The sequence below is a fragment of the Rhizorhapis sp. SPR117 genome (assembly GCF_021742065.1).
The window spans coordinates 22,668-49,340 of record NZ_JAKKIE010000004.1; the positions used below are offsets into that span (position 1 = coordinate 22,668).

The 26,673-nt window shown below is 58.1% G+C and carries 26 protein-coding genes; 16 read left to right on the top strand and 10 right to left on the bottom strand.

Features of this window, described 5'->3' with window-relative positions; genetic code table 11:
* Positions 1-127 precede the first annotated feature (127 nt).
* From L3X40_RS02665 to L3X40_RS02685, 5 genes are all read left to right on the top strand, one after another.
* Positions 128-1,192 carry a Ppx/GppA phosphatase family protein gene (locus tag L3X40_RS02665; RefSeq protein ID WP_237364237.1) on the top strand — a complete coding sequence of 355 codons (1,065 nt, stop codon included), beginning with the start codon at positions 128-130 and terminating at the stop codon, positions 1,190-1,192.
* A gap of 15 nt (positions 1,193-1,207) precedes the next feature.
* Positions 1,208-1,927, top strand: coding sequence for an RlmE family RNA methyltransferase (locus L3X40_RS02670; protein WP_237364238.1), 720 nt, complete (start codon positions 1,208-1,210; stop codon positions 1,925-1,927).
* 111 nt (positions 1,928-2,038) lie between these two features.
* Positions 2,039-3,229 carry an acyltransferase family protein gene (locus L3X40_RS02675; protein WP_237364239.1) on the top strand — a complete coding sequence of 397 codons (1,191 nt, stop codon included), beginning with the start codon at positions 2,039-2,041 and terminating at the stop codon, positions 3,227-3,229.
* 131 nt (positions 3,230-3,360) lie between these two features.
* Positions 3,361-4,284 (top strand): CHAD domain-containing protein, encoded by a 924-nt coding sequence (locus L3X40_RS02680; protein ID WP_237364240.1) that lies wholly within the window; start codon positions 3,361-3,363, stop codon positions 4,282-4,284.
* A 7-nt stretch (positions 4,285-4,291) separates the two neighbouring features.
* Positions 4,292-4,765 (top strand): CYTH domain-containing protein, encoded by a 474-nt coding sequence (locus tag L3X40_RS02685; protein WP_237364241.1) that lies wholly within the window; start codon positions 4,292-4,294, stop codon positions 4,763-4,765.
* Here the strand turns inward: L3X40_RS02685 and L3X40_RS02690 are convergent.
* The 6 genes from L3X40_RS02690 to L3X40_RS02715 form a co-directional block, all read right to left on the bottom strand.
* Positions 4,717-5,955: a class I SAM-dependent methyltransferase gene (locus tag L3X40_RS02690; RefSeq protein ID WP_237364242.1), complete on the bottom strand. Its 1,239-nt coding sequence runs from the start codon at positions 5,953-5,955 to the stop codon at positions 4,717-4,719. The two genes, L3X40_RS02685 and L3X40_RS02690, sit on opposite strands and share 49 nt — an antisense overlap.
* 32 nt (positions 5,956-5,987) lie before the next feature.
* Positions 5,988-6,749: a molybdopterin-dependent oxidoreductase gene (locus L3X40_RS02695; protein WP_237364243.1), complete on the bottom strand. Its 762-nt coding sequence runs from the start codon at positions 6,747-6,749 to the stop codon at positions 5,988-5,990.
* The gene (locus L3X40_RS02700; RefSeq protein ID WP_237364244.1) at positions 6,746-7,480 is read right to left on the bottom strand and encodes a cytochrome b/b6 domain-containing protein; all 735 of its coding nucleotides are present in this window, start codon (positions 7,478-7,480) and stop codon (positions 6,746-6,748) included. The genes L3X40_RS02695 and L3X40_RS02700 overlap by 4 nt, the downstream gene beginning before the upstream one ends.
* Before the next feature lie 64 nt (positions 7,481-7,544).
* Positions 7,545-8,783, bottom strand: a complete 1,239-nt coding sequence (gene rlmN / locus L3X40_RS02705; protein ID WP_237364245.1) for a 23S rRNA (adenine(2503)-C(2))-methyltransferase RlmN — start codon at positions 8,781-8,783, stop codon at positions 7,545-7,547.
* Between the two features lie 70 nt (positions 8,784-8,853).
* Positions 8,854-9,324: a hypothetical protein gene (locus tag L3X40_RS02710; protein ID WP_237364246.1), complete on the bottom strand. Its 471-nt coding sequence runs from the start codon at positions 9,322-9,324 to the stop codon at positions 8,854-8,856.
* Positions 9,314-9,820 carry a hypothetical protein gene (locus L3X40_RS02715; protein ID WP_237364247.1) on the bottom strand — a complete coding sequence of 169 codons (507 nt, stop codon included), beginning with the start codon at positions 9,818-9,820 and terminating at the stop codon, positions 9,314-9,316. The genes L3X40_RS02710 and L3X40_RS02715 overlap by 11 nt, the downstream gene beginning before the upstream one ends.
* A gap of 168 nt (positions 9,821-9,988) precedes the next feature.
* Between L3X40_RS02715 and dnaN the strand changes: the two genes are divergently transcribed.
* The 6 genes from dnaN to lpdA all read left to right on the top strand — a co-directional run bounded on the left by dnaN (position 9,989) and on the right by lpdA (position 19,070).
* Positions 9,989-11,101, top strand: a complete 1,113-nt coding sequence (dnaN, locus tag L3X40_RS02720; RefSeq protein WP_237364248.1) for a DNA polymerase III subunit beta — start codon at positions 9,989-9,991, stop codon at positions 11,099-11,101.
* Positions 11,102-11,323: 222 nt separating this feature from the next.
* On the top strand, positions 11,324-12,286 hold the full coding sequence (gene mdh, locus L3X40_RS02725; RefSeq protein ID WP_237364249.1) for a malate dehydrogenase: 963 nt from the start codon (positions 11,324-11,326) through the stop codon (positions 12,284-12,286).
* A gap of 140 nt (positions 12,287-12,426) precedes the next feature.
* The gene (gene sucD, locus L3X40_RS02730; RefSeq protein WP_237364250.1) at positions 12,427-13,320 is read left to right on the top strand and encodes a succinate--CoA ligase subunit alpha; all 894 of its coding nucleotides are present in this window, start codon (positions 12,427-12,429) and stop codon (positions 13,318-13,320) included.
* 169 nt (positions 13,321-13,489) lie between these two features.
* A complete protein-coding gene (locus L3X40_RS02735; protein WP_237364251.1) occupies positions 13,490-16,405 on the top strand; it encodes a 2-oxoglutarate dehydrogenase E1 component in 2,916 nt (971 codons plus the stop codon).
* Between the two features lie 9 nt (positions 16,406-16,414).
* Positions 16,415-17,644 carry a 2-oxoglutarate dehydrogenase complex dihydrolipoyllysine-residue succinyltransferase gene (gene odhB / locus L3X40_RS02740; protein ID WP_237364252.1) on the top strand — a complete coding sequence of 410 codons (1,230 nt, stop codon included), beginning with the start codon at positions 16,415-16,417 and terminating at the stop codon, positions 17,642-17,644.
* 31 nt (positions 17,645-17,675) lie between these two features.
* Positions 17,676-19,070 (top strand): dihydrolipoyl dehydrogenase, encoded by a 1,395-nt coding sequence (lpdA, locus tag L3X40_RS02745; RefSeq protein ID WP_237364253.1) that lies wholly within the window; start codon positions 17,676-17,678, stop codon positions 19,068-19,070.
* A gap of 72 nt (positions 19,071-19,142) precedes the next feature.
* On the opposite strand, the gene L3X40_RS02750 is transcribed toward lpdA, so the two are convergent.
* Positions 19,143-19,877, bottom strand: a complete 735-nt coding sequence (locus L3X40_RS02750) for an RcnB family protein (RefSeq protein ID WP_237364254.1) — start codon at positions 19,875-19,877, stop codon at positions 19,143-19,145.
* A 99-nt stretch (positions 19,878-19,976) separates the two neighbouring features.
* Entirely contained in the window at positions 19,977-20,522 is a 546-nt protein-coding gene (locus L3X40_RS02755; protein WP_237364255.1) for a (2Fe-2S)-binding protein, read from the bottom strand.
* Positions 20,523-20,830: 308 nt separating this feature from the next.
* On the opposite strand from L3X40_RS02755, the gene rpsU reads away from it, so the two are divergent.
* The 3 genes from rpsU (at position 20,831) to L3X40_RS02770 (ending at position 22,107) form a co-directional block, all read left to right on the top strand.
* Positions 20,831-21,037, top strand: coding sequence for a 30S ribosomal protein S21 (rpsU, locus tag L3X40_RS02760; protein ID WP_237364256.1), 207 nt, complete (start codon positions 20,831-20,833; stop codon positions 21,035-21,037).
* A 44-nt stretch (positions 21,038-21,081) separates the two neighbouring features.
* Complete coding sequence (locus tag L3X40_RS02765) at positions 21,082-21,654, top strand: FKBP-type peptidyl-prolyl cis-trans isomerase (RefSeq protein WP_237364257.1); 573 nt, start codon at positions 21,082-21,084, stop codon at positions 21,652-21,654.
* 117 nt (positions 21,655-21,771) lie between these two features.
* Positions 21,772-22,107: a PilZ domain-containing protein gene (locus L3X40_RS02770; protein ID WP_237364258.1), complete on the top strand. Its 336-nt coding sequence runs from the start codon at positions 21,772-21,774 to the stop codon at positions 22,105-22,107.
* Positions 22,108-22,489: 382 nt separating this feature from the next.
* Here L3X40_RS02770 and L3X40_RS02775 read toward each other — a convergent pair whose 3' ends face one another.
* A complete protein-coding gene (locus tag L3X40_RS02775; protein ID WP_237364259.1) occupies positions 22,490-23,353 on the bottom strand; it encodes a LysR family transcriptional regulator in 864 nt (287 codons plus the stop codon).
* A gap of 101 nt (positions 23,354-23,454) precedes the next feature.
* Here L3X40_RS02775 and L3X40_RS02780 point away from each other — a divergent pair, with 101 nt between their 5' ends.
* Positions 23,455-24,600 carry an isovaleryl-CoA dehydrogenase gene (locus tag L3X40_RS02780; RefSeq protein WP_272907914.1) on the top strand — a complete coding sequence of 382 codons (1,146 nt, stop codon included), beginning with the start codon at positions 23,455-23,457 and terminating at the stop codon, positions 24,598-24,600.
* Positions 24,597-26,198: a carboxyl transferase domain-containing protein gene (locus tag L3X40_RS02785; RefSeq protein WP_237364261.1), complete on the top strand. Its 1,602-nt coding sequence runs from the start codon at positions 24,597-24,599 to the stop codon at positions 26,196-26,198. Before L3X40_RS02780 ends, L3X40_RS02785 begins: the two co-directional genes overlap by 4 nt.
* 20 nt (positions 26,199-26,218) lie before the next feature.
* Here the strand turns inward: L3X40_RS02785 and L3X40_RS02790 are convergent, their stop codons facing one another.
* Positions 26,219-26,656, bottom strand: coding sequence for an endonuclease domain-containing protein (locus tag L3X40_RS02790; protein WP_338331121.1), 438 nt, complete (start codon positions 26,654-26,656; stop codon positions 26,219-26,221).
* Positions 26,657-26,673 lie beyond the last annotated feature (17 nt).

Consider the following 26,673-nt stretch of genomic DNA (forward strand, 5'->3'; position numbering starts at 1 on the left):
GGTCCTGTTTCTTTATTTGTCATTCACCTTTTTCGCGCTGCAACTTGCAGTCGGGACGGCTTCCGCTTAACTTGGCTTCAAGTACCGGCGGTATTTCCGATCCGGAAAGCATAAGTGAGTTACGGCCATGGCATATTATGGTTCGCCATCGCCGCGAAGTTCCGGCGCCAATGGGGAAGGGGGCCGGGCCATGGCGGCACAATTGCCCCATTCGGCAGGGCGTTGGCCCCCTCGCAAAGCCTATGCGGCCATCGACCTGGGCACCAACAATTGCCGCCTTCTGATCGCAAAACCTTCTGCCGACGGTTTCGTTGTTGTCGATGCTTTTTCGCGCATCGTGCGTCTGGGCGAAGGGCTGGCGACAAGCGGGCAATTGAGCGATGCGGCCATTGACCGGGCGATTGCGGCGCTGTCGGTCTGTTCGGACAAACTGCGCCGCCGCCATGTCACGCTCGCTCGATCTGTTGCAACAGAGGCATGCCGTCGCGCAAGCAACGGCGCGGCCTTTATCGAGCGGGTTTACAAGGAAACAGGCATTGCCCTCGACATCATTTCGGCTGAGGAAGAGGCACGCCTTGCTGTACTGGGATGCCATATCCTGCTGGAGCCGGGTGATGGTCCGGCGCTGATTTTCGATATTGGCGGGGGATCGACCGAACTGGTGCTGGTCGACACCGAAGGGCCTGCGCCGCGCATTGTCGATTGGCAAAGCGCCCCATGGGGCGTGGTGTCGCTGACGGAAAGCGAGGCGTTCGATTCTGCTGATCCAGAGGCGCGGATTGCGGCCTATGCGCGGATGCGTGCACGTGTGACCGATGCATTTCAGACCTTTGCCGAACGGTTGCCCAAACGCCGCGACGGCGTGCGTCTGCTTGGCACCAGTGGAACCGTTACGACGCTGGCCAGCCTGCATCTGGAGTTGCCGCGCTATGACCGGCAGGCCATTGACGGGTTGATTGTGCCATCCGCTTCCATGCGGGATATTGCCATGCGCCTGTCCGCCATGTCGATAGATGAGCGGCAGGAATTGCCCTGTATCGGGCAGGAACGCGCCGATCTGGTGGTGGCGGGGTGCGCCATATTGGAATGCATTCTGGACATCTGGCCCGCCGAGCGGTTGGGGGTTGCCGACCGGGGTATTCGCGAGGGCATTTTGCGTGCGCTGATGGAACGCGACGGGCGCGCCGCATGACAAGGACACAGTATCATGGCTAGGGGCGGCGGCGCTGGTCGTGTGCGCGTGAAAACGGCGAAGGGACGGACGGCGCAATCCACCCGCTGGCTGGCACGGCAACTGAACGATCCTTACGTAAAAAAGGCAAAAGCCGAAGGCTATCGCAGCCGTGCGGCTTACAAGCTCATCGAACTTGACGAGAAATACAAGTTGATCCGGCAGGCGCGGCATGTCGTCGACCTTGGCGTCGCACCGGGTGGATGGGCGCAGGTCGTGAAGAAATTGAGCCCGAAGGCGCAAGTTGTCGGCATCGACCTGTTGCCGACCGACCCCATAGCCGAGGTCACATTGTTCCAGATGGATTTCATGGACGACAAGGCGCCGCAAGTGCTGTGCGAGGCACTGGGAGCCCAGCCTGATCTGGTCCTGTCCGACATGGCGTCCAATACGGTGGGCCATGCACAGACCGATCATTTGCGTACTATGGCGCTGGTCGAGGCTGCGATTCAGTTCGCAATCGAAAATCTGCAAAAGGGCGGAGCGTTTGTATCCAAGGTTTTTGCCGGGGGCACCGACCAGGAACTGCTCGTTGTTCTGAAAAAACATTTCAGCACGGTCAAACACGCAAAGCCGCCAGCCAGCCGCAAGGGCAGCAGCGAATGGTATGTGATCGCGCAGGGGTTCAAGGGTCGGACGCCGCAGAATGAGGTTACCCAAGGGACGGGCGGTGCAAATAACGTGCTGCCCGGTTAAGCCGCCGATGGTGAACATGGGAGGCTGTCTCTATCTGCTTTGTACGATGTTGAACATTAAGGAAGAGGATGCGCTATTGCCGCTTCATGGAATGAGCGTAGCCGGATTTTGTTGAAGGTTACCGACGTTCGAGCGCCCCATCTGGACAGTTCATCGCCTGCCCGTCTTTCGGCGGCGATAGCAGTTGCACGGGTTCTGTGCATCGTCGGGGTCATCTATGCGCATGCATGGACAGGCCTTGGCGGAGATCAGCTCGATGCGGCCAACGGAACGGCGCAGGGGACCCTGCGGTGGGTACTCACCGAACTGCTGGGTCGAAGCGCAGTGCCATTGCTTGGCATGATTTCGGGCTGGTTGGTCATGAGTTCCGCCTCGTCCCGATCCTATAACCGCTTCATCGCAGGCAAGGCGCGCACGATCCTGTTGCCGATGCTGGCATGGAATGCACTGGCGATGCTGATCATATCGGGAGGCGCGTATCTCGGTTTTCTGCTGGCGCCGGTGCCGGGATCGCTGTGGATCGCCATCGATCAGCTTTTTTGTCTGATCTCGCCCAATGAAACCAATGTGCAGATGGCCTTTCTGCGCGACTTGTTCATATGCATGGCGATGGCGCCGCTATTGGTGCGGTTACCGGGTCGCTGGCTGGTGCTGATCGCGGCGGGGGTGGCGCTCTGGTCTATTTCCGGGGTGAACGTCCCGGTCCTTTTGCGCCCGGCGATCCTGCTCTTTTTTATTGGTGGCATTCTGACCCGGCAAGCACGGCTGGAAACGCGAGTCATTGCTGTTCCGCTTGTCCTGGCGGCGCTTGCCTTCGGGGCGGTGGCGGCCGTGAAAATCTGGCTTTCCGCTCTGGCTGTGCCGCTTGGGACAGCCCATCCCTTGATGATGGCTTCGCTTGATCTGGTGCTGCGGTTTGCAGCCGCCCTGTTTTTCTGGCGGCTTTCATGGTTTCTGGCGGGACGGTCTGTGAGCGACCTGTTGTTGCGGATTGAACCCTATGTATTTCTTGTGTTCTGTGCACACCTGATCATGATGTGGTTGGGCGGGCCATTGATCGGGACGTTGACTGGCCCGCTCGGATCACCGCTTTATCCGCCTTTCCTGTTACTTCAGCCGCTGCTTGTCGTCGCGGCCGCTATTGGGTTGGGCCGGGTTCTGGGCGCGTATATGCCGTCCGCGGCCCGTTTGTTGAGCGGGGGAAGGCTGAAGGCAAGGAAGGATGCATCGGTGCGCCGACGCAGCCCTATCCCGCCCGGTTCAATATGGCCGCCCAGGCATAGCCCCGATGAAGCCGGATGAAATCGAGCGACAAGCCACGCTTGTAGATATTGGTAGCAAAGACATTGATCCGGCGGCGCTCGGCCAGGTTCCGCGATTCCCAATAGCGTCGGGTGTGCTATAACGTCGCTTGCTTGCGAGAGGGCGCGGGGATGAAGAGCAAGAGGACTGATCGGTCCTATCGTTTCAAGATTGACGACATCAGCGCCGGGGCGGCGGTCCGGCGTGTCGCCTTGAATCAGATCAATGCTGCCATCGCAGAAATCGACAGCGGCCTGCTCAGCCCGGAAGATATGGTTCACGATGTACGCAAACGATGCAAGAAAGTGCGCGCGCTGGTTGGTCTGGTCCGACCCGGCTTTGCGGACTATGCCGTCGAAAATGCCGCTTTTCGTGACATGGGTAGAATGCTTGCCGGCGTGCGTGATCATGATGTGTTGATTGAGACATGCGACCTTGTCAGCGCGCATTGCCACAAGGAGACGGATCGTGCGGTTTCTGCAGCGATCCGGTTGCAGTTCATGCAGGACAAGAAAGCCCTTGCCAGGAATGAAAATCTGCCGGAAAAACTCGATCAGGTCCGGCAGGCCTGTGACAAGGCGCGCAATCGGGTGCAGGATTGGTGCATTCAGGGCAAAGATTTTGACGCCTTTGCCGCAGGATTCCGTTTCACGCTGAAACGCGGGCGCAAGGCAATGGCGGCGGCGCGCAAGGAGCCTTCTGCCGATACCATGCATGAATGGCGCAAGCAGGTGAAATATCACTGGTATCACGCCCGGCTGTTACGCGACATATGGCCCGGTCCGATGGAGGCACATATCGAGGCTGCAAATGTTCTGGGAGAGCGTTTGGGCGATCATCATGATCTGGCGGTGCTGCGGCAGGCATTGCAGAAACAGCCCGGCCATTATGGCGATCGGGATGCGATCCGTCACGTCATGAAGCTGATTGCCAAACGTGAGCGGGACATGGCGAAGACGATATTCCGGCAAGGCGCCTTGCTGTTTGCGGAACGACCAAAGGCGCTTGCCTCGCGGTGGAGCGCCTATTGGACGTTGTGGCGCGAAGAAGGATAAAACTGCCATGACACAGGAAATAGAGCGCAAATATCTGGTCACCGGAAATGAATGGCAAGGTGAAACGGGGACGCGGATTGATATTGTCCAGGTTTATCTGGCCATTGAAGAAAGCGTGCAGATCAGGGTGCGGATCATCGATGGCGCAAGGGCGGCATTGACGGTCAAGGCTGGTGCGCCGGGATTGGTCCGGGATGAATATGAATATGCAATTCCGTTGGCTGATGCGCAGGCGATGTTGGCGCTGCGCAGGGGGAGCCTGATAGAAAAAACGCGCATGGTGATCCCGCGTGATGGCCTTGTTTGGGAAATCGACGCATTTCATGGTGTTCATGAGGGGCTTGTACTGGCGGAGGTTGAACTGAATGATGCCGCCCATGATGTACCGCTGCCGCCATGGGTCGGGCGGGAGGTGACGGACGATGCGCGCTATTATAATGCGGTTTTGGCGCGCAATCCGATTTCTGCGGATGACATATAGTCGCGGGTGACAGGCAGGGCGCGGCGATCGCGCAGATACTGGATCTGGAAATTGACCATGTTGCCATGTTCGAACGCAGTAGCAGAACCGGCCAGATAGAATTTCCACATCCGGTAGAAACGTTCGTCATACAGCTTGACGATCTCTTCCCTGTTCGCTTCGACACGGGCATACCATTGCCGCAGCGTCATCGCATAATGCAGGCGCAGCACCTCTACATCCGACACCATCAGCTTGTTGGGTTCGCTCGCTGCCGCGATTTCGCGGAGTGAGGGGCAATAGCCGCCGGGGAAAATATATTTGCGAGTCCAGGCGTCGGTCACGCCGGGTTCGTTCAATCGGCCAATGGTGTGCAGCAGCATCACCCCGTCTTCGGCCAGCAGATTGTGACAATGGCGGAAAAACTCGCTGTAATGCCATGCACCTACATGTTCGAACATGCCGACCGAAACGATCCGATCGAAACGACCGGAGACATCCCGATAATCAACAAGTTCAAATTTGACGTGATCGGCAACGCCTGCCGTCTCGGCGCGTTGCCGCGCCACCTTCAACTGTTCTTCAGACAAGGTGATGCCCAGCACGTCGACCCCGCATTTTTCATGCAGATACAGTGCCATGCCGCCCCAGCCGCAACCGATGTCTAGCACGCGCTGTCCCGGTTTCAGCGCCAGTTTGGCTGCAATATGGGCTTCCTTGTCCTCTTGCGCTTGCTCCAGGCTGTTGGTCGGATCAGTGAAATAGGCGCAGCTATATTGCTGGTCCTTGTCCAGAAAAAGCTCATAAAGCCGGCCGCTCAAGTCATAATGATGCGCGACATTGGCCTTGGCGCGGGCGCGCTGGTTGATGCGGTCGAGCTTGCCGATCAGGGCGCGGGCGCCTTTCTTGATGATGTTCGGCCGCTCCATCGCGCGGCCGCTTTCCCAGCGGGTATTGGCTTGCACCAGTTCGACCAGACCCATGATGTCGTCGCCATCGACTGAGAACCGGCCATTCATATAGCCTTCTCCGGCACCCAGAGCCGGGTTGCGCACGATTGCACCAGCGGCACCGCTGTCGTTCATGCGAATGGTGATATCGGGATAATCCGGCGCGGGGGTGCCGAAGCTTTGTGACTTTCCTTTGTGGTCGACGACGGTCAATCTGCCATTGAGGATGACGCGGCGAAGGAAAACGTCAAACAGGCTCATGGGCGCGCACTATCTCCATGTACAATGGTCGTTCAAATACCTGCATACCATTCATATCCGGCCCTGTCCTCCCAATAGCCGCCCTTGCCCAGACCGATGCCGGACAGGCTTTCGACCGCTTCGATTCCCATGACATATTTGGCATGTTTATAGCCAAGCTGGCGTTCGACACGAAGCCGGATCGGTGCGCCGTGCGCTATGTCCAACCGTTTATCATTCAGCGCAAATGCCATGATCGTCTGGGGATGGAAGGCATCGATCAGATCGATGCTTTCATAATAAGGCGTGCGCCCCATGAAATCGGCGCAGTGAAAAATCAGGTAGCGCGCCCTGTCCTTCATGCGGGCGGCGGTGAGTAGCAATTTCAAGGGCACTCCGGTCCATTTGCCGATCGCGCTCCATCCTTCAACGCAGTCATGGCGGGTGATTTGACTGCGCAGGGGCATTTGGCGGATTTGCGCAAGCGAGAGGGAGAGCGGACGACCGACAAGGCCCGTGATTTGCAGCCGATAGTGAGCGAATTTGTCTTGTGCCAGTGCGGCATATTCCCGCGTGCCGGGATTACGGGTGCCGTTGGATCGGAAATAAGGGGACATATCCTCAGGCGAAAATTCCCGCGCCAGCGCTTGCCGGTCCGTCAGTGCGCGCTGGGTCCATCGGTGCATGTTTTCGGCCGAAAACAAGGCATTCCGAAAAGCTTCGTTCTTTGCCAGCCGATCGCATCCGGTCAGCAGACCGCCCGCGCCGATGGCAAGGCCGGACACCAATTGGCGACGGGAAATGGGACCGCTCATGCGTCTGGTCCTTTTCGTTCGGGCGGCAGGCGATAGCGGCCAGTAATCATTGAACGGATTTCGTTATAGGGACCGGCGAGCAGCACCATCACGATGTGCACGGCAAAAAATCCGAGTAATAGAGCCGCGGCGATGAAATGAATGGACCGCGCCGACTGGCGCCCGCCGAACAGGTCGAGCAGCCACGGCCAGGCGGCATTCATTCCGGGTGACATCGTCAGCCCAGTCAGGATCATCGTCGGGATCAGGACAAAGATGACACCGATATAGCTGAGTTTTTGCAGGACATTATAGCGTAGCGCCGCCTGGCCTGTCGGAAAGCGCAGCCGGGCGTGATCCTTGATGTCCTGCCAGACATGGCCTGGCCGCACTTCGTCCCTGTTCAGCGTCAGATCGCGCTGGATATGGCGGTTGATGAGGCTCCAGAGCAGGAAGGCAAGCAGCGTAAAGGCAAAAATCAGCGCAAAGGCCAGATGCCAGCGCCGGGACATGGCAAGGCTGTAATGACATGGAATAGTCGCCCATTCGGGAAAACGATCCAGCACCAGCCATGCATGATCGAAATTCGCCCCATATTGTCCCCAATAGAGGCGCGGATGAGCATTGAAGATGCCAAGGCCGCTCATCAGCAGCACGGTCACGCAGATGAAGTTCGCCCAATGCCACAACCGCGTGGATAAGCGGTGGCGTTTTACCAATCCGGCTCGACTTGTCACATGCGGATCAGACAACACGCGGCCTCCTTGCCCGCTCTTGTTATCTTTTCACGTAGCGCTGTCAAAAGTTAAGGCCGCATTATCCCAGCGCTGCCTGTTTTTCCTCCGCCAGCCGGTCAAGCTCGGCGCGGCTTTTCTTCTCGCTTGCCGATTTCAACTGCCCGCAGGCGGCCATGATGTCGCGGCCGCGCGGCGTGCGGATGGGAGCGGAAATGCCCGCCTTGAAGATCAGATTACTGAATGCCCTGATTCGTTCCGGGCTTGAACATTCATAGAGCGCGCCGGGCCAGGGGTTGAAGGGGATCAGGTTCACCTTGGCCGGCAGCTTGTAATGTTTGATCAGGCGGACCAGTTCGCGCGCATCGGCGTCGCTGTCATTCTTGTCCTTCAACATGACATATTCGAACGTGATGCGGCGGGCGTTGCTGGCACGCGGATAGTCGGCGCAGGCCTGCAATAGTTCCTCAATGCCGTATTTGCGATTGATCGGGACGATTTCGTCGCGGATTTCCTTTGTCACCGCATGGAGCGAGACCGCCAGATTGACGCCGATTTCGTCTGCTGCGCGCGCCATCATCGGCACGACGCCGCTGGTGGAAAGGGTGATCCGGCGACGGGAAAGCGACAGGCCATCCCCGTCCATGACGATTTTCAATGCGTCGCGGACATGCTCGAAATTATAGAGCGGTTCGCCCATGCCCATCATGACGATGTTGGTGAGCATCCGCCCGTCCGCCTGATATTGCGGGGCGTCCTCGTCTTCCTCTTCATCATTGGATGCGGCCATATTTCCCTTTGGCCATTCGCCCAGCGCGTCGCGGGCCAGCATCACCTGACCCACGATTTCACCCGGCGTCAGGTTGCGGACTAGGCGCATCGTGCCAGTGTGGCAGAAACGGCAGTTGAGGGTGCAGCCGACCTGGCTGGACACACATAGCGTGCCCCGGTCGGCGTCGGGAATGAAGACCATTTCATAGTCCTGCCCATCATCCGATCGCAGCAACCATTTGCGTGTGCCGTCCGTCGAAACCTGCGCCTCCACGACCTGAGGACGGCCGACGACGAAGCGTTCGGCCATCCAGAGGCGCATCGGTTTGGCCAGATCGGTCATCACCAGGAAATCGGTTTCGCCGCGATGATAGAGCCAGTGGAACAACTGCTTGGAACGGAGCTTGGCCTGTTTGGCGTCCAGTCCCGCTTCGGCAAGGCAGTCGCGGATCTGTGCCTTGTTGAGGCCGAGAAGATCAATACGACCATCCTCGCGCGGGGTGACAGCGCGCGGCACGGGCACGGGATCGATATGTCCGGGAATCTGCATGGCGCGCCTATAGTGGGAATCGGGGATAAACGCCAGCGGGTGCAAAAATAGGAATTGCCCCTGTTGAAGTTTAACGATGCGAAGTTTGACGAAGCCCCCGCACGATGATTTCGGTCTTACACGGATGGCAGCGAAGTATCTCTGTTCGTCCTACTGCAAGCGTCTCAGGTTGCAAATAGGACTTCTTACCATTGTGAAAGCATGTGGGGCAAAGCCAGTGCGATGGCTCGCCATTTTCCATCCCGTGCTTAAGCTTATAAGCGAGTGATCCTTTACCAGTGTCGGCGGCCTCGTAGCGCTGCTTTTCTGCTGTCCAATCTTTCAAACGCAGGATTTCTTGCTCAAGTTCTTCTATGCGTTTGGCTACCGTCACTTGCTCTTGTTGTGCGGAAAACAATCCTTGTTGGGCATCGAGAATAAGACTCTGAAGTTGTATCTTTGTCTCGTTAATGGACGTTTCGGTCTTGAGAGCGTTCAAACCCTGCACAATGTCCTTCGCAGCCTTTAAGCTGCTCAAACCGGCACTAATCTCAGCGATCATATATTCCTCCTAGTTTTGCGCATCCCAAAGCCGCCGCGTCGATGGCGCTGGCCGCGCCGCGCAGGGCATAGACATCGGCGAAGGGAGCGCCGCTTTTGGAAACTGTCTGAACGCTCATGCTGTTGCCCGACCGAATGGCGGCGATGATGGCGGCATCGGTCCTTTTGTCCGGCGCCCAGGCATCGGCGCCTCCGGCGATGAGGGTAAAGCGTCTGACGCCGATGCTTAATGTGATTTGCGAATCCGGGGCCTTTTCGCGGCTGATACGGAAATGCACTTGCCCGCGCACGCCCTTTTCCGGCCAGAAGCCAATGGCGGCAAAGGGATGCCAGCGACCCTTGCGATTGCCGTTCACAGGTTGGGAAATGGCATAACAGCGTGGTATTTCGGCATCATGGAAAGCGCCCCAGCGTTCATAGACACCCAGCGATTCCCGCGCATGGGCCGGTACGGACACGGCAAGTGCCAAAGCAAGAAAAAGAACCGCGCATTTCATGTGCCTGTCACCAAGCGCAATTATTACGGCTTTGCAAGCATCTGTGCGCAAAAGCATGTCGTGCACGCTTGCCCCGTTCATCATAGCTGGTAATGAAGGAAGAGAATCCTTTCACCATACTGGCCGTCCATGTCGGCGGCCGGGTCAGATCAGAAGCGGGAACAGGGAATGAAGGCGACAATCGAACGCGCAACGCTGCTCAAAAGCTTGAGCCACGTGCAATCGGTGGTGGAACGGCGGAACACCATTCCCATTCTGTCCAATGTGTTGATCGAAGCGACATCGGATGGCGCGATCAAGCTGATGGCGACCGACCTTGACTTGCAGATCGTCGATACGGTGCAGGCCGCCGTCGATACGCCGGGTTCGACCACAGTATCAGCGCACACATTGTTCGACATTGTGCGCAAGATGCCGGAAGGAAGCCAGGTTTCCCTGAATGCCGCCGAAGGCAAGATGCAGATCAATGCAGGGCGCGCGCGCTTCAGTCTGCAGACTCTGCCGCGCGACGATTTCCCGGTAATTGCAGAGGGCGATCTGCCGGTCAGCTTTGAATTGCCGGCAGCGACGCTGATCCAGATCATCGACAAGACTCGTTTTGCGATCTCGACCGAGGAAACCCGCTATTATCTGAACGGCATTTTCTTCCATGTGTCGGACGAGGCGCAGCCGGTGCTGAAGGCCGCAGCGACTGATGGGCACCGCCTTGCCCGCGTCACCGTGCCGCGACCTGACGGCGCAGAGGGGATGCCCGACATCATCATACCGCGCAAATGCATTGCCGAATTGCGCAAGCTGCTCGATGAGGTCGATGGCGGCGTGCTGGTGGATTTGAGCGCGACCAAGATTCGTTTCGGCCTGGGCAACGCGATCCTGACCAGCAAGCTGATCGACGGAACCTTCCCCGATTACAGCCGCGTCATTCCGACCGGCAATGACAAGCTGCTCAAGATCGATCCGCGCAGCTTTGAAGAAGGCGTCGATCGCGTCGCCACCATCGCGACCGAAAAAACCCGCGCGGTCAAAATGGCACTCGACCGCGACAAGATTACCCTGTCCGTCACCAGCCCTGAAAACGGCACGGCGGCGGAAGAGGTGCCGGGCGACTATAATGCCGACAGCTTCGAAATTGGCTTCAATGCCCGTTACTTGCTCGACATATTGCAACAGATGCAGGGCGATACGATTGAGCTGCATCTGGCCGACGCGGCTGCGCCAACGCTATTACGGGAAAATGACAAGAGCATCGCGCTCTATGTGTTGATGCCGATGCGGGTGTGAGGTGGCGGGAGATGGATTCCCGCCTGCGCGGGAATGACGAACATTTTGATGATACTACCGGTGTGGAGGCCGTGTGAGCCTTCATCTATTGCACTTGCGAATGAGTTGCAAAGATAATCGGTAAATCACGCTTTTCCGCTGTTGTGCTCTACCTGATTTACGCCTAAGCGGGCGGGGCTTTTTTGCCGGTCCTTCGGCCGGCCCGCTTGGGAGGTTGAGTTTATGGCCCGTAAGAAGATCGCGCTCATTGGCGCGGGCAATATCGGTGGAACGCTGGCGCATCTCGCCGCAGCGAAGGAACTGGGCGATGTTGTCCTGTTCGACGTCGTTGAGGGCGTGCCTCAGGGCAAGGCGCTGGACCTGTCGCAGTGCGGCCCGGTTGAAGGCTTCGACTCGAAGATCACGGGTTCCAACGATTATGCCGACATTGCGGGTGCCGACGTCATCATCGTCACCGCAGGCGTTGCCCGCAAGCCGGGGATGAGCCGCGACGACTTGCTCGGCATCAACCTGAAGGTCATGAAGGCCGTGGGTGAGGGCATCAAGAACAATGCCCCCAACGCATTCGTCATCTGCATCACCAATCCGCTCGACGCGATGGTGTGGGCGTTGCGTGAATTTTCCGGCCTGCCGCACCATATGGTCGTCGGCATGGCGGGCGTGCTCGATAGTGCGCGTTTCAGCCACTTTCTTGCCGACGAGTTCAAGGTTTCGGTCAAGGACGTCACCTCGTTCGTGCTCGGCGGTCATGGCGATACGATGGTTCCGGTCATCGAATATTCGACCGTTTCCGGCATCCCCATTCCCGACCTCATCGAAATGGGCTTTTCAACGCAGGAGCGCATTGATGCGATCGTCCAGCGCACCCGTTCGGGCGGCGGTGAGATCGTCGGCCTGCTCAAGACGGGCTCTGCCTTCTATGCGCCCGCGACCAGCGGCATCGCGATGGCTGAGGCTTATCTGAAGGACAAGAAGCGTGTTCTGCCTTGTGCCGCCTACGTGGACGGCCAGTATGGCGTCGATGGTTTGTATGTTGGTGTGCCGGTGGTGATCGGCGCAGGCGGCGTGGAGAAGATCATCGAAATCAAGCTGGGCGACGAGGCCAAGGCGAATCTGGGCGTGTCGATCGACGCGGTGAAGGAATTGCTGGTTGCCTGCAAGGGTATCGATAACTCGCTTGCCTGATTGATAGTGCCCCGGCGAAGGCCGGGGTCCCTGGAAAATTCGTGTGGTTGAAGCAATGAATCCAAACTGGGACGATTTGTATTTATCGCTGGTATAGCTGGACCCCGGTCTTCGCCGGGGTACTGAAAGGACGAACATAGATGTCAATTCTCGTAAACAAGAACACCAAGGTCATTACGCAGGGCATGACCGGCGCGACCGGAACATTTCATACCGAGCAGGCGCTGGCCTATGGTACGCAGATGGTCGGCGGTGTGACGCCGGGCAAGGGCGGCACGACCCATATCGGCCTGCCGAACTTTGACACGGTGCTGGAGGCCAAGCAGGCCACCGGCGCGGATGCAAGCGTCATCTATGTTCCGCCTCCCTTTGCGGCCGATTCGATCCTGGAAGCGATCGACGCGGAAATACCGCTGATCGTGTGCATTACCGAAGGTATTCCTGTGCTGGACATGGTGCGCGTGAAGCGAGCGCTGACTGGCAGCAAGTCACGTCTGATCGGTCCGAACTGCCCCGGCGTCCTGACCCCCAATGAATGCAAGATCGGCATCATGCCGGGCAGCATCTTCCTGAAGGGCAGCGTTGGTGTCGTGTCGCGTTCGGGTACGCTGACATATGAGGCGGTGCACCAGACGACGGCGGTTGGCCTGGGCCAGACGACGGCGGTCGGCATTGGCGGCGATCCCGTCAACGGCACCAACTTCATCGATGTGCTGGAATTGTTCATGGCCGACGATGCGACCGAATCGATCATCATGATCGGTGAAATCGGCGGTAGCGCCGAGGAAGAAGCAGCGCAGTTCATTGCCGACGAAGCCAGGCGGGGACGCAAGAAGCCGATGGTCGGCTTCATCGCGGGTCGCACGGCGCCTCCGGGTCGCCGCATGGGCCATGCAGGTGCGATTGTATCGGGCGGCCAGGGCGGTGCGGATGACAAGATCGCTGCCATGGAAGCCGCAGGCATTCGTGTCAGCCCAAGTCCTTCCGAACTTGGCACCACGCTTGCTGAGTTGCTGAAGGGTGTTCCGGCTTAAATCCTTTCCTTTGGTTCGGGTCTGTCGAGAACTATGGCCGCGCCCCGGTTCTCGACTTCTCTCACAGGTCCAAAGTGCGATGGCCGAGCCAAGGGAATATCTGCAAGCTAAGGATTAGACTTCCCGAACCGTTCTGTTTCGGCACAGCAGTCTACTAAGGACAAAATGCATGGGTTTCGAGGGTCAGGATTTCGATGACATCGAGGGAGTTAGTCCCTCTTTCGTCGAATCACTCTATCGGCAGTTCACCGCTAACCCAAACAGTGTCGCCCCGGAATGGCAGCGTTGGTTTGGCGGGCTGGAGGGTAGTGTTGCCGGACCGAGCTGGCAGCGGAAAAACTGGCCGGTTGCAGCAACCGATAGTTTGACTGCCGCACTTGACCCGACGCAGATGTCTTCCACGGCGACGCCGCCTGCTGGAAAGCCGGGTAAGGCGGGCATCTCCGCCGCCGATATCGAATCTGCCGCTGGTGACAGCATTCGGGCGATGATATTGATCCGCACCTATCGTGTGCGTGGGCATTTGGCGGCGAATCTTGATCCGCTGGGCATTTTGAAGCGTGAACTTCCTGCCGACTTAACCCCGGAATATCATGGTTTCACCGGCGCCGCCCTTGACAAGCCGATCTATCTCGGCGGGACGTTGGGCCTTGAAACGGCGACCGTGCGCGAACTGGTGGACATATTGCGCGCCAATTATTGCAGCAATGTCGGCCTGGAATACATGCATATCTCCGACGTGGAGGAACGCCGCTTTCTGCAAGAGCGGATGGAAGGCCGCGACAAGGCCATCGAATTCACGCCGGAGGGCAAGAAGGCCATTCTGTCCAAGGTGATCCACGCCGAACAATATGAGAAATTTCTCGGCAAAAAATATGTCGGAACCAAGCGCTTTGGTCTCGATGGTGGCGAATCGATGATCCCTGCGCTGGAAAGCGTCATCAAATATGGCAGCCAGTTCGGCGTGCGCGAAATTGTGTATGGCATGGCGCATCGCGGTCGTTTGAACGTCCTCGCCAATGTGATGGCGAAGGGCTTTCGCGTCATATTCCACGAATTTTCTGGGGGCACGGCGAACCCGGAAGATGTCGGCGGTTCGGGCGACGTGAAATATCATCTCGGCACCTCTACTGACCGGGAATTCGATGGCATCAACGTCCATATGTCGCTGGTCCCCAACCCTTCGCATCTGGAAACAGTCGATCCGATCGTGTTGGGCAAGGTTCGTGCGCAGCAGGTGATCCGCGATGACCTTTCTCAGCACAAGGAAGTGCTGCCGGTCCTTATCCATGGCGATGCGGCTTTTGCGGGGCAGGGGATTGTCTGGGAATGCCTCGGCTTTTCCGGCATCCGCGGATATAATACCGGCGGCTGCATCCACTTCATCGTCAATAATCAGGTGGGTTTCACCACCTCGCCGCAATTCGCCCGCTCCTCACCCTATCCCAGCGACGTGGCAAAGGGCGTGCAGGCACCGATTTTCCATGTGAACGGCGATGATCCCGAAGCCGTGACCTTCGCCTGTAAGATGGCGATCGAATTCCGTCAGACCTTTCATCGCGACATCGTGATCGACATGTGGTGCTATCGCCGCTTTGGTCACAATGAAGGCGATGAGCCAAGCTTCACCCAACCGCTGATGTACAAGGAAATCCGCCAGCATCCGCCGGTCAGTGCCGTTTATGCGACGCGGTTGGAGCAGGAAGGCGTGATCGATGAAGGTTTTGCCGCAGCTGCCACCCATGAATTCACCCAGCATCTGGAGGAAGAATTCGAAGCTGCAAAAAGCTACAAGCCCAACAAAGCGGATTGGTTTGCCGGCCGCTGGTCGGGTCTGCACCAGCCGGCCGACATAGAAACCGCGCGACAGAACGTTGAAACAGCCATTGAAAAGAAGTTGCTCGACAGCCTTGGCCGCACGCTGACCAAGGTCCCCGCGGACGTGAACGTCCATAAGACGCTGCGCCGCATATTGGAACAGAAAGCCGCGATGTTCAGCAGCGGCGAGGGCTTCGATTGGGCAACGGGCGAAGCGCTGGCGTTCGGCAGCCTCATCTCCGAAGGCTATAATGTCCGTCTGTCCGGTCAGGATTCCGGTCGTGGCACGTTCAGTCAGCGCCACAGCGTCTGGGTCGATCAGGACACCGAAGCCAAATATATTCCGTTGACGACTGTGCCGCATGGCAAATTCGAAGTGCTCGACAGTCCGCTTTCGGAATATGGCGTGCTGGGTTTTGAATATGGCTATGCCATGGCCGATCCCAAAACGCTGGTCCTGTGGGAAGCGCAGTTCGGTGATTTTGCCAATGGCGCGCAGATCGTCATCGATCAGTATATCGCCTCATCCGAGTCCAAGTGGCTGCGCGCCAACGGCCTGGTCCTGCTGTTGCCGCATGGGTATGAGGGGCAGGGGCCGGAACATAGTTCCGCGCGTCTGGAGCGTTTTCTGCAACTCTGCGCGGAGGGCAATATACAGGTCGCCAACTGCACCACCCCCGCCAATTATTTTCACATCCTGCGCCGCCAGATGCTGCGGTCCTTCCGCAAGCCCCTGATCATCATGACGCCCAAGTCGCTGCTCCGGCACAAGATGGCGGTGTCGAAGGCGGAAGACTTCATTGGCGACAAGCACTTCATGCGTATCCTGTCGGACATCAATGCGCCGAAGGATGAGGATACCAAGCGGCTGGTGCTTTGTACTGGCAAGGTCGCCTATGACCTGATCGAGGCGCGCGATGCGGCAGGCGACAAGAACACACAGATCGTCCGCATCGAGCAACTCTATCCTTTTCCAGCCGAACCGTTGATCGTGCGCCTCAAGCGCATGGTCAATCTGGAGGAAGTCGTCTGGGCGCAGGAAGAACCGAAAAATAACGGTGCCTGGTTCTTTGTTGACTCCTATATCGAACATTGCCTTGTGGAGGCAGGTGTCGGCCCAATCCGTGCCCGTTATGCCGGTCGCAAGGCATCGGCATCCCCCGCCACCGGTCTCGCCAAGCGCCACATTGCCGAACAGGGCGCATTGGTTGCCGATGCGTTGGGCCACAGCGTCCGTGAAGAAATCAAACGCCAGCAGAAGGGTTAATCCAAGACCATGGCCACCGAAATCAAAGTGCCAGTCCTCGGCGAGTCCATTACCGAAGCGACCGTTGGTCAATGGCTGAAAAAGCCCGGCGAAGCGGTTGCCGCCGACGAGCCGGTAGCGAGCCTTGAAACCGACAAGGTGGCCATTGATGTGCCATCCCCGGTCGCCGGCGTGATGGGCGATCTGTTGGTGGCAGAGGGTGATACGGTGCAGGTTGGCACAATTATCGGCTATGTCGAAGCAGGCAGCGGTGCCCCGGCGAAGAAGGAAGCGCCTGCGCCTTCCGCTCCCGCAGCAGCACCGACGCCAACGCCAACGCCAACGCCAACGCCAACGCATGAAGAAAGCGCATCCGCCGCACTGACCCTGTCGCCCGCCGTACGTCGACTCGTGCTGGAGCATGGCCTGGACCCCACCGCTATCAAGGGCACGGGCAAGGATGGCCGATTGACAAAGGACGACGTCATGGGCGCCGTTCAAGCTGGCAGTGCCCCGGCCGATGCACCTGCCGCTGCGGTCTCGGCGCCTGCCGCTTCGGGTCGCAATGAAGAACGTGTGCGTATGACACGCCTGCGCCAGACCATCGCCAAGCGATTGAAAAGCGCACAGGAAAATGCCGCTCTGCTCACAACTTTCAACGATGTCGATATGACCGCTGTTATGGAGGCGCGCGCCAAGTACAAGGACTTGTTCGAAAAGAAACATGGCGTGCGGTTGGGCTTCATGGGCTTTTTCGTGAAGGCTGCCTGTATGGCGCTGAAAGATGTGCCGTCAGTCAACGCCTTTATCGAGGGCGATGAGATCGTCTATCACGACTATGCCGATGTATCGGTCGCGGTCAGCGCGCCCAATGGTCTGGTCGTCCCGGTCATCCGCGATGCGCAGACCATGAGTGTTGCCGACGTAGAGCGCACCATCGGTGATTTTGGCAAGCGGGCCAAGGATGGCACGCTCACCATGGAAGAAATGAAGGGCGGTACTTTCACGATATCAAACGGCGGCGTCTTCGGCTCGCTGATGTCCACACCGATCATCAATCCGCCGCAGAGCGCGGTTCTGGGCCTGCACCGCATTGAAGAGCGTCCGGTCGTCCGTGACGGGCAGATCGTGGCGCGGCCGATGATGTATCTGGCGCTTTCCTATGACCACCGGATTATCGATGGACGCGAGGCAGTGACGTTCCTTGTGGCGCTCAAGAATGCAATTGAAGACCCGACGCGGCTTTTGATTGACCTTTAAGCGTTAACTTTCCCCCTTTCTGGAGTTTGGAATGGCTGAGTTCGACTATGACGTCCTGGTAATCGGCGCTGGTCCCGGCGGTTATGTCGCGGCCATCCGCGCGGCGCAGTTGGGCCTGAAGACCGCCTGCGTCGAAGGGCGGGAGACGCTGGGCGGAACCTGTCTCAATGTCGGCTGCATTCCGTCGAAGGCGTTGCTGCACGCCTCCGAACTCTATGAAGAGGCGGCATCGGGCGCTCTGGAGAAGTTTGGTGTAAAGATGAGCGGCGTGAAGCTCGACATCGACCAGATGCTTGCTGAAAAAACCAAGGCGGTTGGCGAACTGACCGGCGGCATCGAATATCTGTTCAAGAAGAACAAGGTTGATTGGCTGAAAGGCTATGCCGCGTTCAAGGACGCCCACAGCGTTGAGGTCGCAGGCAAAAACTATAGCGCGAAGAATGTCGTCATTGCGACCGGCTCATCGGTCACGCCGTTGCCGGGCGTGGAGATTGACGGCAAGGTTATCGTCGACAGCACCGGCGCGCTGGCATTGCCCAAGGTGCCAAAGCATATGGTCGTCATTGGCGGCGGTGTGATCGGGCTGGAGCTTGGATCGGTCTGGCGGCGTCTGGGTGCGCAGGTGACGGTCGTTGAATTCCTGGACCAGATCTTGCCCGGCATGGATGGTGAAATTCGCAAGGAAGCGGCCAAGATATTCAAGAAGCAAGGTTTCGATATCAAGCTGGGCACAAAAGTTACAGGCGCGACCGTCAAGGGCGGAAGGGCGACGCTGACTGTCGAACCGGCCAAGGGTGGCGAGGCGGAAACGATCGAGGCCGACTGCGTGCTCGTCGCCATTGGCCGCAAGCCCAATACGGACGGCCTTGCACTCGACAAGGCGGGCCTTGCCGTCAATGCGCGTGGCCAGATCGATACGGGCCATGATTTCGCGACAACCGTCGAAGGTGTCTGGGCTATAGGCGATGTCATTCCTGGCCCCATGCTGGCCCATAAGGCGGAAGATGAAGGAATTGCGGTTGCCGAAAATATCGCGGGCCTGACCGGAATCGTAAACCATGACGTGATCCCGGCGGTCGTTTATACCTATCCCGAAATCGCCAGCGTCGGTCTGACCGAAGAACAGGCGAAAGAAAAGGGCGCGATCAGGGTCGGCAAATTCCCGATGATGGCGAACAGCCGCGCCAAGACCAATCGCGACACCGACGGCTTCGTCAAGGTGATTGCCGATGCGGAGACCGACAGAGTGCTGGGCGTCCACATCATTGCATCGCTTGCCGGTACGATGATTGCGCAAGCGGCGCAAGCGATGGAATTCGGCGCATCATCGGAAGATATCGCCTATACTTGCCACGCGCATCCCACGCATAATGAAGCGGTCAAGGAAGCGGCGATGGCGGTGCTAGGCAAGCCCATCCATATTTGATCGACTCGAAAAAGCCGGGGTGGAAAACCACCCCGGCCAATCGTCTTTCTGATGGTCAGATCAGGTGTGTGCTTAATCGAAAAAGTTGTAGATCACATCAACGACATAACCATCCCGAATGTCTATCAGTAGCGCGTCGTCATAGTAGCGAATCCAGCGCATCGATCCGTAAGCGGGCGGCAGGCGGTAATACCAGGGATCATCGATCCAGTAGTTGCGGCTATAGAGCGGCCCGCCCAAATAGATGCCAACGGAAAAGCGGCTATAACCATGGTTCCATCCGCGCGGCGCATAATAGCGGCCCGACCGATAGATGTGCCTGTGTGTCTGGCGATAGTTGCGCCAGTCATAGCGGCGGTCATTGCGCCAGTTATGGCTCCAACGGCGTTGATCGGACCAGCGGTTTGCAACCCGGTTTCGGTGATCGTCCCGACGATTCTCACGCCAATCGCGCCGATTTTCATGCCGGTCATCGCGTCTTACGATGCGGGGGTTGTGCCGATCATCGCGACGATCCCGGCGTGCATCATGGCGATTCTCATGCCGTGTTTCGCGCCAGTTACGCTGATTGTCGCGGCGGTCAACGCGGCGTTCCGAACGGTCGCCGCGTCGATCATTGCGATCCGCAATGCGCGTGGTGGCGCGCCGGTTATTGTCTGACCTAGTGTGGTCGCGTTGATTCGCCTTATCTTGATTAGCCTTGTCCCGCCGCTCTATCTGATAATTGGGCAGTTGGGCGGCCATGGCCGTCGCAATGGGTGTAAAGGCCGTGGCGGCCATCAGTCCCGCCAAAATGAAATGTCTCATCTCAAATCCTCCAAAGGGGCTTCCGGCCCACTGTGGATACAGGGTTACTCCCCTGTAAATGAGTCATTGCTGAATTGCTTAGTCAGCAAAGAGCAATAATCATTCGCCGTCAGGCGTCGATAGCGCCGGCACCACTCTGGCCGCGTCCTGGGGTGTGATGCCGGATGGCGGGGCGGCGGCAATGCTTTCTTCCCGCCGCATGATCCGGCCCGCACGCTTTACCGCTTCCCGAATGCGGGGATAGGTGCCGCAGCGGCATATATTCGTGATCGCCGCGTCAATGTCCTCGTCGTTGGGATTGGGATTTTTCTTTAGCAATACAGATGCGGCCATGATCATGCCGGGTTGGCAGAAGCCGCATTGCGGCACATTTTCGGCCGCCCACGCCTGTTGCACCGGATGACTGCGATCAGGGGAGAGTGCCTCGATCGTCGTGACGAAGCGACCTTCGGCCGCAGCGATGCTGACAAGGCAACTGCGGACCGCCTCCCCATCTATGTCGACCGTGCATGCGCCGCAATCGCCAGTTCCGCAGCCATATTTTGTGCCCGTCAGGTTGGATGCGTCGCGCAGCGCCCAAAGCAGCGGGGTGTCAGGGTCCATGCGATATTGAATGGGCCGGTCATTGACGGTGAATTTGGTCATGTGATTGCGTAAACCATCTGCTTGCGGAATGGGAGGGGGAAGCATACCCGCTCCAGATCCTTTGAAGCCTGACACCCGATCTGTTCTGTTTGCGCCACTATCGGCCAGAAAACGCCATCTGTCGAGTTTATGCGGCGTGTTTTGGATGGCTTTTGACTTGATATTCTCCGACTCCGCTGATAGGGCGCCCGACATACGGCGCAGTCCTTGCCTGCGACGAACCCTGTTTATGTGCTTTCGGTTTGCCCGTTGGCGGCGCACTATGCGGCTGGCGGATGATATCGTTTCGGTTGGAGATTGACTGGCTTATGCAAATTATCGTTCGCGACAACAATGTTGACCAGGCGCTGCGGGCGCTGAAGAAGAAGCTGCAGCGTGAAGGCGTGTATCGCGAAATGAAATTGCGCCGCCATTATGAGAAGCCATCGGAAAAGCGCGCCCGTGAAAAGGCTGCTGCTATTCGTCGCGCTCGCAAGCTGGAACGCAAGCGGGTCGAACGCGACGGTGCCCGTTAAGACCTTACTTACGCGTTTCTCTCTTTCATAAGGGCTGCTCCGGCATGTCGGAAATCACCGCCGTTCCCCTTCGTCCCATTGCCAAGGGATCGCTGGTCAAATTGTGGCTGGGTATCGCTGTTGCGTTGCTGGTTGCGGCGGGTTTGGCCTATGTGGGAACGCGAGGCGTCGTCGATAAATCGCCGGCGGGCTTCATGGCCGCCAATGCGCGGGACGAAGGCGTGGTCACGACGAAAAGCGGTTTGCAATACAAGATACTGGAAGCGGGCAAGGGCGACAGCCCGACCACGGACGACGTCGCTTTGATAAACTATACCGGCATGTTGATCGACGGCAAGGTGTTCGACCAGAATGAACGTGCGCCGCTGGAAGTTGCTGGCGTCGTACCGGGCTTTTCCGAAGGGCTGCAACTGATGCAGCGCGGCGGCAAATATCGGCTCTGGATCCCACCACAACTCGGCTATGGTTCGGACGTGCCGGCTGGTGGTCCGATTCCCAAGGACAGCATTCTTGTGTTTGATGTCGAACTGCTCGACTATATCTCCAGAGCACAGTTGATGCAGATGCAGCAAATGCAACAGATGCAGCAGCAGGCCCCGGCCCCCGCAGGACAATAGTCCTTAACAACCTCTGTTGTTTTTCTGGTCCGGTGTACGATTTTTCGTGGAACCTTAACCTCCTGCTTACCTTGATGTGCGAAATAGAAGCCAGAGATTCGACCCGAATGGGGCAATATGGCTGCGCATAACCAAGCTTTCACTGACCAACCGGAACGATTGAACGATCGGCACAACCTGCTGATCAGCGTCAAGCTGCGCCGATCGGGTGAAAACTGGTTCAATGCACGACTTGCCAATCTGTCACCGACAGGGTTCCGCGTTCAAAGCTTTGCCAAGCTGGAAATGGATTCCCTTATCTGGGTGATGCTGCCGGGTTTCGATGCGCGGCGGGCCAAGGTGATCTGGACGCGCGATCATGAGAGCGGATGCCAGTTTGAGCGACCGCTTCACCCGGCAATCTTCGACCATATTCTGCGCATGAACCGGATGCGCGCGCGTCAGGAATCATGAACGCCTAGAATGGTGGAATTGAAGTTCGCGACATTGGAAGGCCGTCACCCTGAAACAAGTTGGCAATTGTGCCCTTGAAACATGTAGCCAATCTCCCTCTCCCCTGTGGGGATCGTTGCATAATTTCATTTTACCGTCATCCCCGCGAAGGCGGGGATCCATCTCCTGACCTGACCGCTTGATTTTACGTCGGGAGATGGGTTCCCGCCTTCGCGGGAACGACGAAAATCAGGAAATGTACGAATTATGCAATAGTCCCTTCAGGGGAGGGCTATGATGGCGAGCCCAGCCTACTTGTCGCAACGGTATGATTCCCAAACAAGTTCAGCATGATGATTCTTATGTGACGAACGGAAGTGGAGTAACCTAAACTCATCACGCTTTAAACCATCTGCCGAATGGCTGCGATGATGGGCGATGGGTTTTCGTACAGTGTTTCAGCATGGCTTGCATACAGAATGCCGATGCTGCGCGTCAGGGTGAAACCGGCAAGCGGCACCAGCACGATCCCCGCCCCCGCGTGGCTTTCGGGCATGAGCGTAATACCAAGTCCGGCACGAACGAATGCGCTCACGCGCTCGTCATTGGTGGTGCGATAGGCGAAAAAGGGCCGTATTCCGCGTTCGGTGAAATAACGACTGGTGTCGGCCAGTACCTCGCAGTTGCGACGGACGATCATCACGTCATTGGCGAGACTTTCGGGCTGAAGTATCTTTTGTCGCGCCAGAGGATGATCGAGTGGAAGCGCCATCGCATAACCTTCGGTTTTCAGGACCTCGCCCAGAAAACGGTTATCGTCCGCCCGGACGATACTGAGCGCTATGTCAATACGGCCACGCATGAGTTGCTGGTTGAGTTCGCGTTCGTTGCCATCGATGATTTCTATCTGATCATGAACATTGTCGTGCCGTAGTGCCTCTACCACTTGGGTCATGGTGGTTGTGTTGATAGTGGACAGCAGGCCAACCCGCGTAATCCGGGCGCTTTCATGTCCGGTCATTGCGGCGGCCGCCTGATTGAATTCGGCCTCTATGCGCCGGGCATAGGGCACAAGCTTCGCACCTGCTTCGGTCAAATGCACACGCTGGCTGGATCGGAAAAAGAGAGTGGTGCCCAACTCCGTTTCCAGCTTTGCAATTCCCACGGAAAGTGTTGGTTGCGTCACATTGCTATGGGATGCAGCACGAGAAAATGTGCCGCAATCGACGACGGCCAGAAAATAACGAAGCAGATACCGATCTATCATAGATACTATCTATACTGTGCACGACTATATTTCAATTTTTCCAATAGTGAGCCCCGTGATAGATATGCGCTAATCGAGTAACGGATGAGGATCGAAAGATGCTGGACGCGCTGGATTTCGCGCTGGGCGACAATGCCGATATGATTCGGGAGAGCACTGCGCGTTTTGCTGTCGACAGAATTGCTCCGCTGGCGGCCAGGATTGATGCAGATGACTGGTTTCCACGCGAACTTTGGCCTGCGATGGGCGAACTGGGCCTGCATGGGATTACGGTCGAGGAAGAATGGGGCGGTCTGGGCCTTGGATATCTGGAGCATGTAGTCGCGGTTGAGGAAGTGTCCCGCGCATCGGCGTCCATCGGTCTTTCCTATGGCGCGCACAGCAATCTGTGCGTCAATCAGATCCGCCGTTGGGGCAATGACGCGCAAAAGGCCAGGTATCTGCCCAAGCTAATCTCTGGTGAACATGTCGGTTCCCTTGCCATGTCGGAAGCGAATGCCGGGTCGGACGTGGTCGGCATGAAGCTGAAAGCCGACAGGAAGGGCGACCGCTATATTCTCAACGGCACGAAATTCTGGATCACCAATGCGCCTTATGCCGACACGCTGGTCGTCTATGCCAGAACTGGCGAAGGATCGCGTGGGATAACCGCATTCCTTATTGAAAAAGACATGCCCGGCTTTTCCATCGGGCAAAAGATCGACAAGATGGGCATGCGCGGATCGCCCACCGCCGAACTGGTGTTCGACGATTGTGAAGTGCCGGCGGACAATGTCATGGGACCGGAAAATGGCGGAGTCGCCGTGTTGATGTCGGGCCTTGATTATGAGCGCGCGGTGCTGTCGGGCATTCAGTTGGGCATCATGCAGGCCTGCCTTGACGTGGTGCTGCCCTATGTTCGGGAACGCAAACAATTTGGCAAACCCCTTGGCAGCTTTCAACTGATGCAGGCGAAAATTGCCGATATGTACGTCGCCCTGAATTCAGCGCGTGCCTACGTCTATATCGTGGCGCGCAATTGCGATGCGGGAAACACAACCCGCTTCGATGCGGCAGGTGCGATCCTGCTGGCGAGCGAGAATGCCGTGAAGGTCAGCCTTGAAGCAATTCAGGCGTTGGGCGGCGCGGGTTATACGAAGGATTGGCCGGTCGAACGCTTCATGCGCGATGCCAAGCTGCTCGACATCGGTGCAGGCACCAACGAGATTCGCCGGATGCTGATCGGGCGGGAGTTGATCGGGGCATGAGCGCGCCTGTGCTGGACACGCGCATCGCTACCGACAGCGAAAGTTTTCGCGCCAATGCCGAACATAATCGAGCGCTGCGTGACGAGCTTTATGCGCGGGTGAGCCAGGCAGCCTCAGGCGGTTCGGAAAAACATCGGGAGCGCCATGCTGCGCGTGGCAAGCTGTTGCCGCGGGAACGGGTGGAGCGCCTGCTTGATACCGGTTCGGCTTTTCTGGAGATCGGCCAGCTTGCCGCGGGCGACATGTATCATGGTGAAGTTCCCGGCGCGGGCCTGATCACGGGGATCGGTCGCGTGTCGGGGCGGCAGGTGATGATCGTGTGTAATGATGCGACGGTGAAGGGGGGGACCTATTACCCCATCACCGTTAAAAAGCATCTGCGTGCGCAGGAAATAGCGGCGGAGAACCGCTTGCCGTGCATCTATCTGGTCGATTCGGGCGGTGCGAACCTGCCGCATCAGGCAGAGGTTTTTCCCGACCGGGAGCATTTCGGGCGCATCTTTTTCAATCAGGCGCAGATGTCGGCCAAGGGCATCCCCCAGATTGCGTGCGTCATGGGCAGTTGCACGGCGGGCGGGGCGTATGTGCCTGCCATGTCGGATGAAACTGTGATCGTGCGCAATCAAGGAACGATATTTTTGGCCGGACCGCCATTGGTGAAGGCCGCGACTGGTGAAGAAATCAGCGCCGAGGAACTGGGTGGCGCGGAAACCCATGGGCGCCGGTCGGGTGTTGTCGACCATGTTGCGGAAAACGACGAACATGCGTTGTCGATCGTGCGCGACATCATTTCCACGCTGCCCGAAGATCGCGTGCCCGATGTGGCGATGAAAGACCCGCGTCCGCCGAAATACGCGCCGGAGGAACTTTACGGCATCATCCCCGACGATGTCCGCGCACCTTATGATGTCCACGAAGTCATTGCCCGCATCGTCGATGGCAGCGAATTTCATGAATTCAAGGCGCTTTACGGCAGTTCGCTGGTCTGCGGTTTTGCCCATATCTGGGGCATGCCGGTGGCGATTCTCGCCAACAACGGGGTGCTGTTTTCCGAAAGTGCGCAGAAAGGGGCGCATTTCATTGAATTGGCCTGCCAGCGACGGATACCCCTGTTGTTCCTTCAGAACATCTCCGGTTTCATGGTCGGTGGCAAATATGAAGCAGAGGGGATCGCCAAGCATGGGGCGAAACTCGTCACCGCCGTTGCGACCGCCAGCGTGCCCAAGGTGACGGTCCTGATCGGCGGCAGCTTCGGCGCGGGCAATTACGGCATGTGCGGGCGGGCTTATTCGCCACGCTTCCTGTTTACCTGGCCCAACAGCCGGATCAGCGTGATGGGCGGCGAACAGGCGGCGAGCGTGCTCGCCACCGTCCACCGCGACGCCAATAAATGGGATGAACGGGAGGCCGAAGCCTTCAAGGCCCCGATACGCAAGAAATATGAGGATGAAGGCAATCCATGGCATGCGACGGCACGGCTGTGGGACGATGGCGTGATTGACCCGGTGCAGACAAGGGATGTGCTGGGGCTGGCGCTTGCAGCGGCGCTAAATGCGCCGGTGCCGGAACGGGCGCAATTTGGCGTGTTCAGGATGTGATGGCGAGAGGACAGCGTCATTCATTCCTCCCCGAGCTTGTCTCGGGGAGGAGGACCGCCCGGCGCAGCCGGGTGGTGGAGGGGCAGCCGCGTCTGAGCCGCCGCCGTAATCCCGCGCACAACCGCCTCCAGATCATCCAGCACATCGCGGGCCGCTATGCGCAACGTCACAATCCCGGCTGTCGCAAACCATGCATCCCGCGCTGCGTCATGCTGAGGCCGCGCGCCGCTTTCGTGGCTTCGTCCGTCGATCTCGATCGCCAGTCGTGCGTCGCTGCAGTAAAAATCCAGAATATATGGTCCGGTCGGGTGCTGGCGGCGAAATTTCAAACCAGCAGGGCGTCCGCGCAAGACCTGCCAGACAAGCACCTCTGGCAGCGTCATTGCCCGGCGCAAGCCCGGGCCTTGCGGGTTACGCCGTGTCCCGCCTTGGGCGCCGTATTTTTCAACATCGTGCAATCACCCCTCCACCATGC

Excerpts from the sequence above, each read along its gene's own strand:
- rlmN (WP_237364245.1), bottom strand. The coding sequence starts at position 8,783 with ATGCAGATTCCCGGACATATCGATCCCGTGCCCGTGCCGCGCGCTGTC.
- L3X40_RS02755 (WP_237364255.1), bottom strand. The coding sequence starts at position 20,522 with ATGACCAAATTCACCGTCAATGACCGGCCCATTCAATATCGCATGGAC.
- L3X40_RS02735 (WP_237364251.1), top strand. The coding sequence starts at position 13,490 with ATGGGTTTCGAGGGTCAGGATTTCGATGACATCGAGGGAGTTAGTCCC.
- L3X40_RS02665 (WP_237364237.1), top strand. The coding sequence starts at position 128 with ATGGCATATTATGGTTCGCCATCGCCGCGAAGTTCCGGCGCCAATGGG.
- rpsU (WP_237364256.1), top strand. The coding sequence starts at position 20,831 with ATGCAAATTATCGTTCGCGACAACAATGTTGACCAGGCGCTGCGGGCG.
- mdh (WP_237364249.1), top strand. The coding sequence starts at position 11,324 with ATGGCCCGTAAGAAGATCGCGCTCATTGGCGCGGGCAATATCGGTGGA.
- odhB (WP_237364252.1), top strand. The coding sequence starts at position 16,415 with ATGGCCACCGAAATCAAAGTGCCAGTCCTCGGCGAGTCCATTACCGAA.
- L3X40_RS02680 (WP_237364240.1), top strand. The coding sequence starts at position 3,361 with ATGAAGAGCAAGAGGACTGATCGGTCCTATCGTTTCAAGATTGACGAC.
- L3X40_RS02715 (WP_237364247.1), bottom strand. The coding sequence starts at position 9,820 with ATGAAATGCGCGGTTCTTTTTCTTGCTTTGGCACTTGCCGTGTCCGTA.
- L3X40_RS02770 (WP_237364258.1), top strand. The coding sequence starts at position 21,772 with ATGGCTGCGCATAACCAAGCTTTCACTGACCAACCGGAACGATTGAAC.
- L3X40_RS02685 (WP_237364241.1), top strand. The coding sequence starts at position 4,292 with ATGACACAGGAAATAGAGCGCAAATATCTGGTCACCGGAAATGAATGG.
- L3X40_RS02765 (WP_237364257.1), top strand. The coding sequence starts at position 21,082 with ATGTCGGAAATCACCGCCGTTCCCCTTCGTCCCATTGCCAAGGGATCG.
- L3X40_RS02690 (WP_237364242.1), bottom strand. The coding sequence starts at position 5,955 with ATGAGCCTGTTTGACGTTTTCCTTCGCCGCGTCATCCTCAATGGCAGA.
- L3X40_RS02775 (WP_237364259.1), bottom strand. The coding sequence starts at position 23,353 with ATGATAGATCGGTATCTGCTTCGTTATTTTCTGGCCGTCGTCGATTGC.
- L3X40_RS02670 (WP_237364238.1), top strand. The coding sequence starts at position 1,208 with ATGGCTAGGGGCGGCGGCGCTGGTCGTGTGCGCGTGAAAACGGCGAAG.
- lpdA (WP_237364253.1), top strand. The coding sequence starts at position 17,676 with ATGGCTGAGTTCGACTATGACGTCCTGGTAATCGGCGCTGGTCCCGGC.
- L3X40_RS02695 (WP_237364243.1), bottom strand. The coding sequence starts at position 6,749 with ATGAGCGGTCCCATTTCCCGTCGCCAATTGGTGTCCGGCCTTGCCATC.
- sucD (WP_237364250.1), top strand. The coding sequence starts at position 12,427 with ATGTCAATTCTCGTAAACAAGAACACCAAGGTCATTACGCAGGGCATG.
- L3X40_RS02785 (WP_237364261.1), top strand. The coding sequence starts at position 24,597 with ATGAGCGCGCCTGTGCTGGACACGCGCATCGCTACCGACAGCGAAAGT.
- L3X40_RS02710 (WP_237364246.1), bottom strand. The coding sequence starts at position 9,324 with ATGATCGCTGAGATTAGTGCCGGTTTGAGCAGCTTAAAGGCTGCGAAG.
- L3X40_RS02750 (WP_237364254.1), bottom strand. The coding sequence starts at position 19,877 with ATGAGACATTTCATTTTGGCGGGACTGATGGCCGCCACGGCCTTTACA.
- dnaN (WP_237364248.1), top strand. The coding sequence starts at position 9,989 with ATGAAGGCGACAATCGAACGCGCAACGCTGCTCAAAAGCTTGAGCCAC.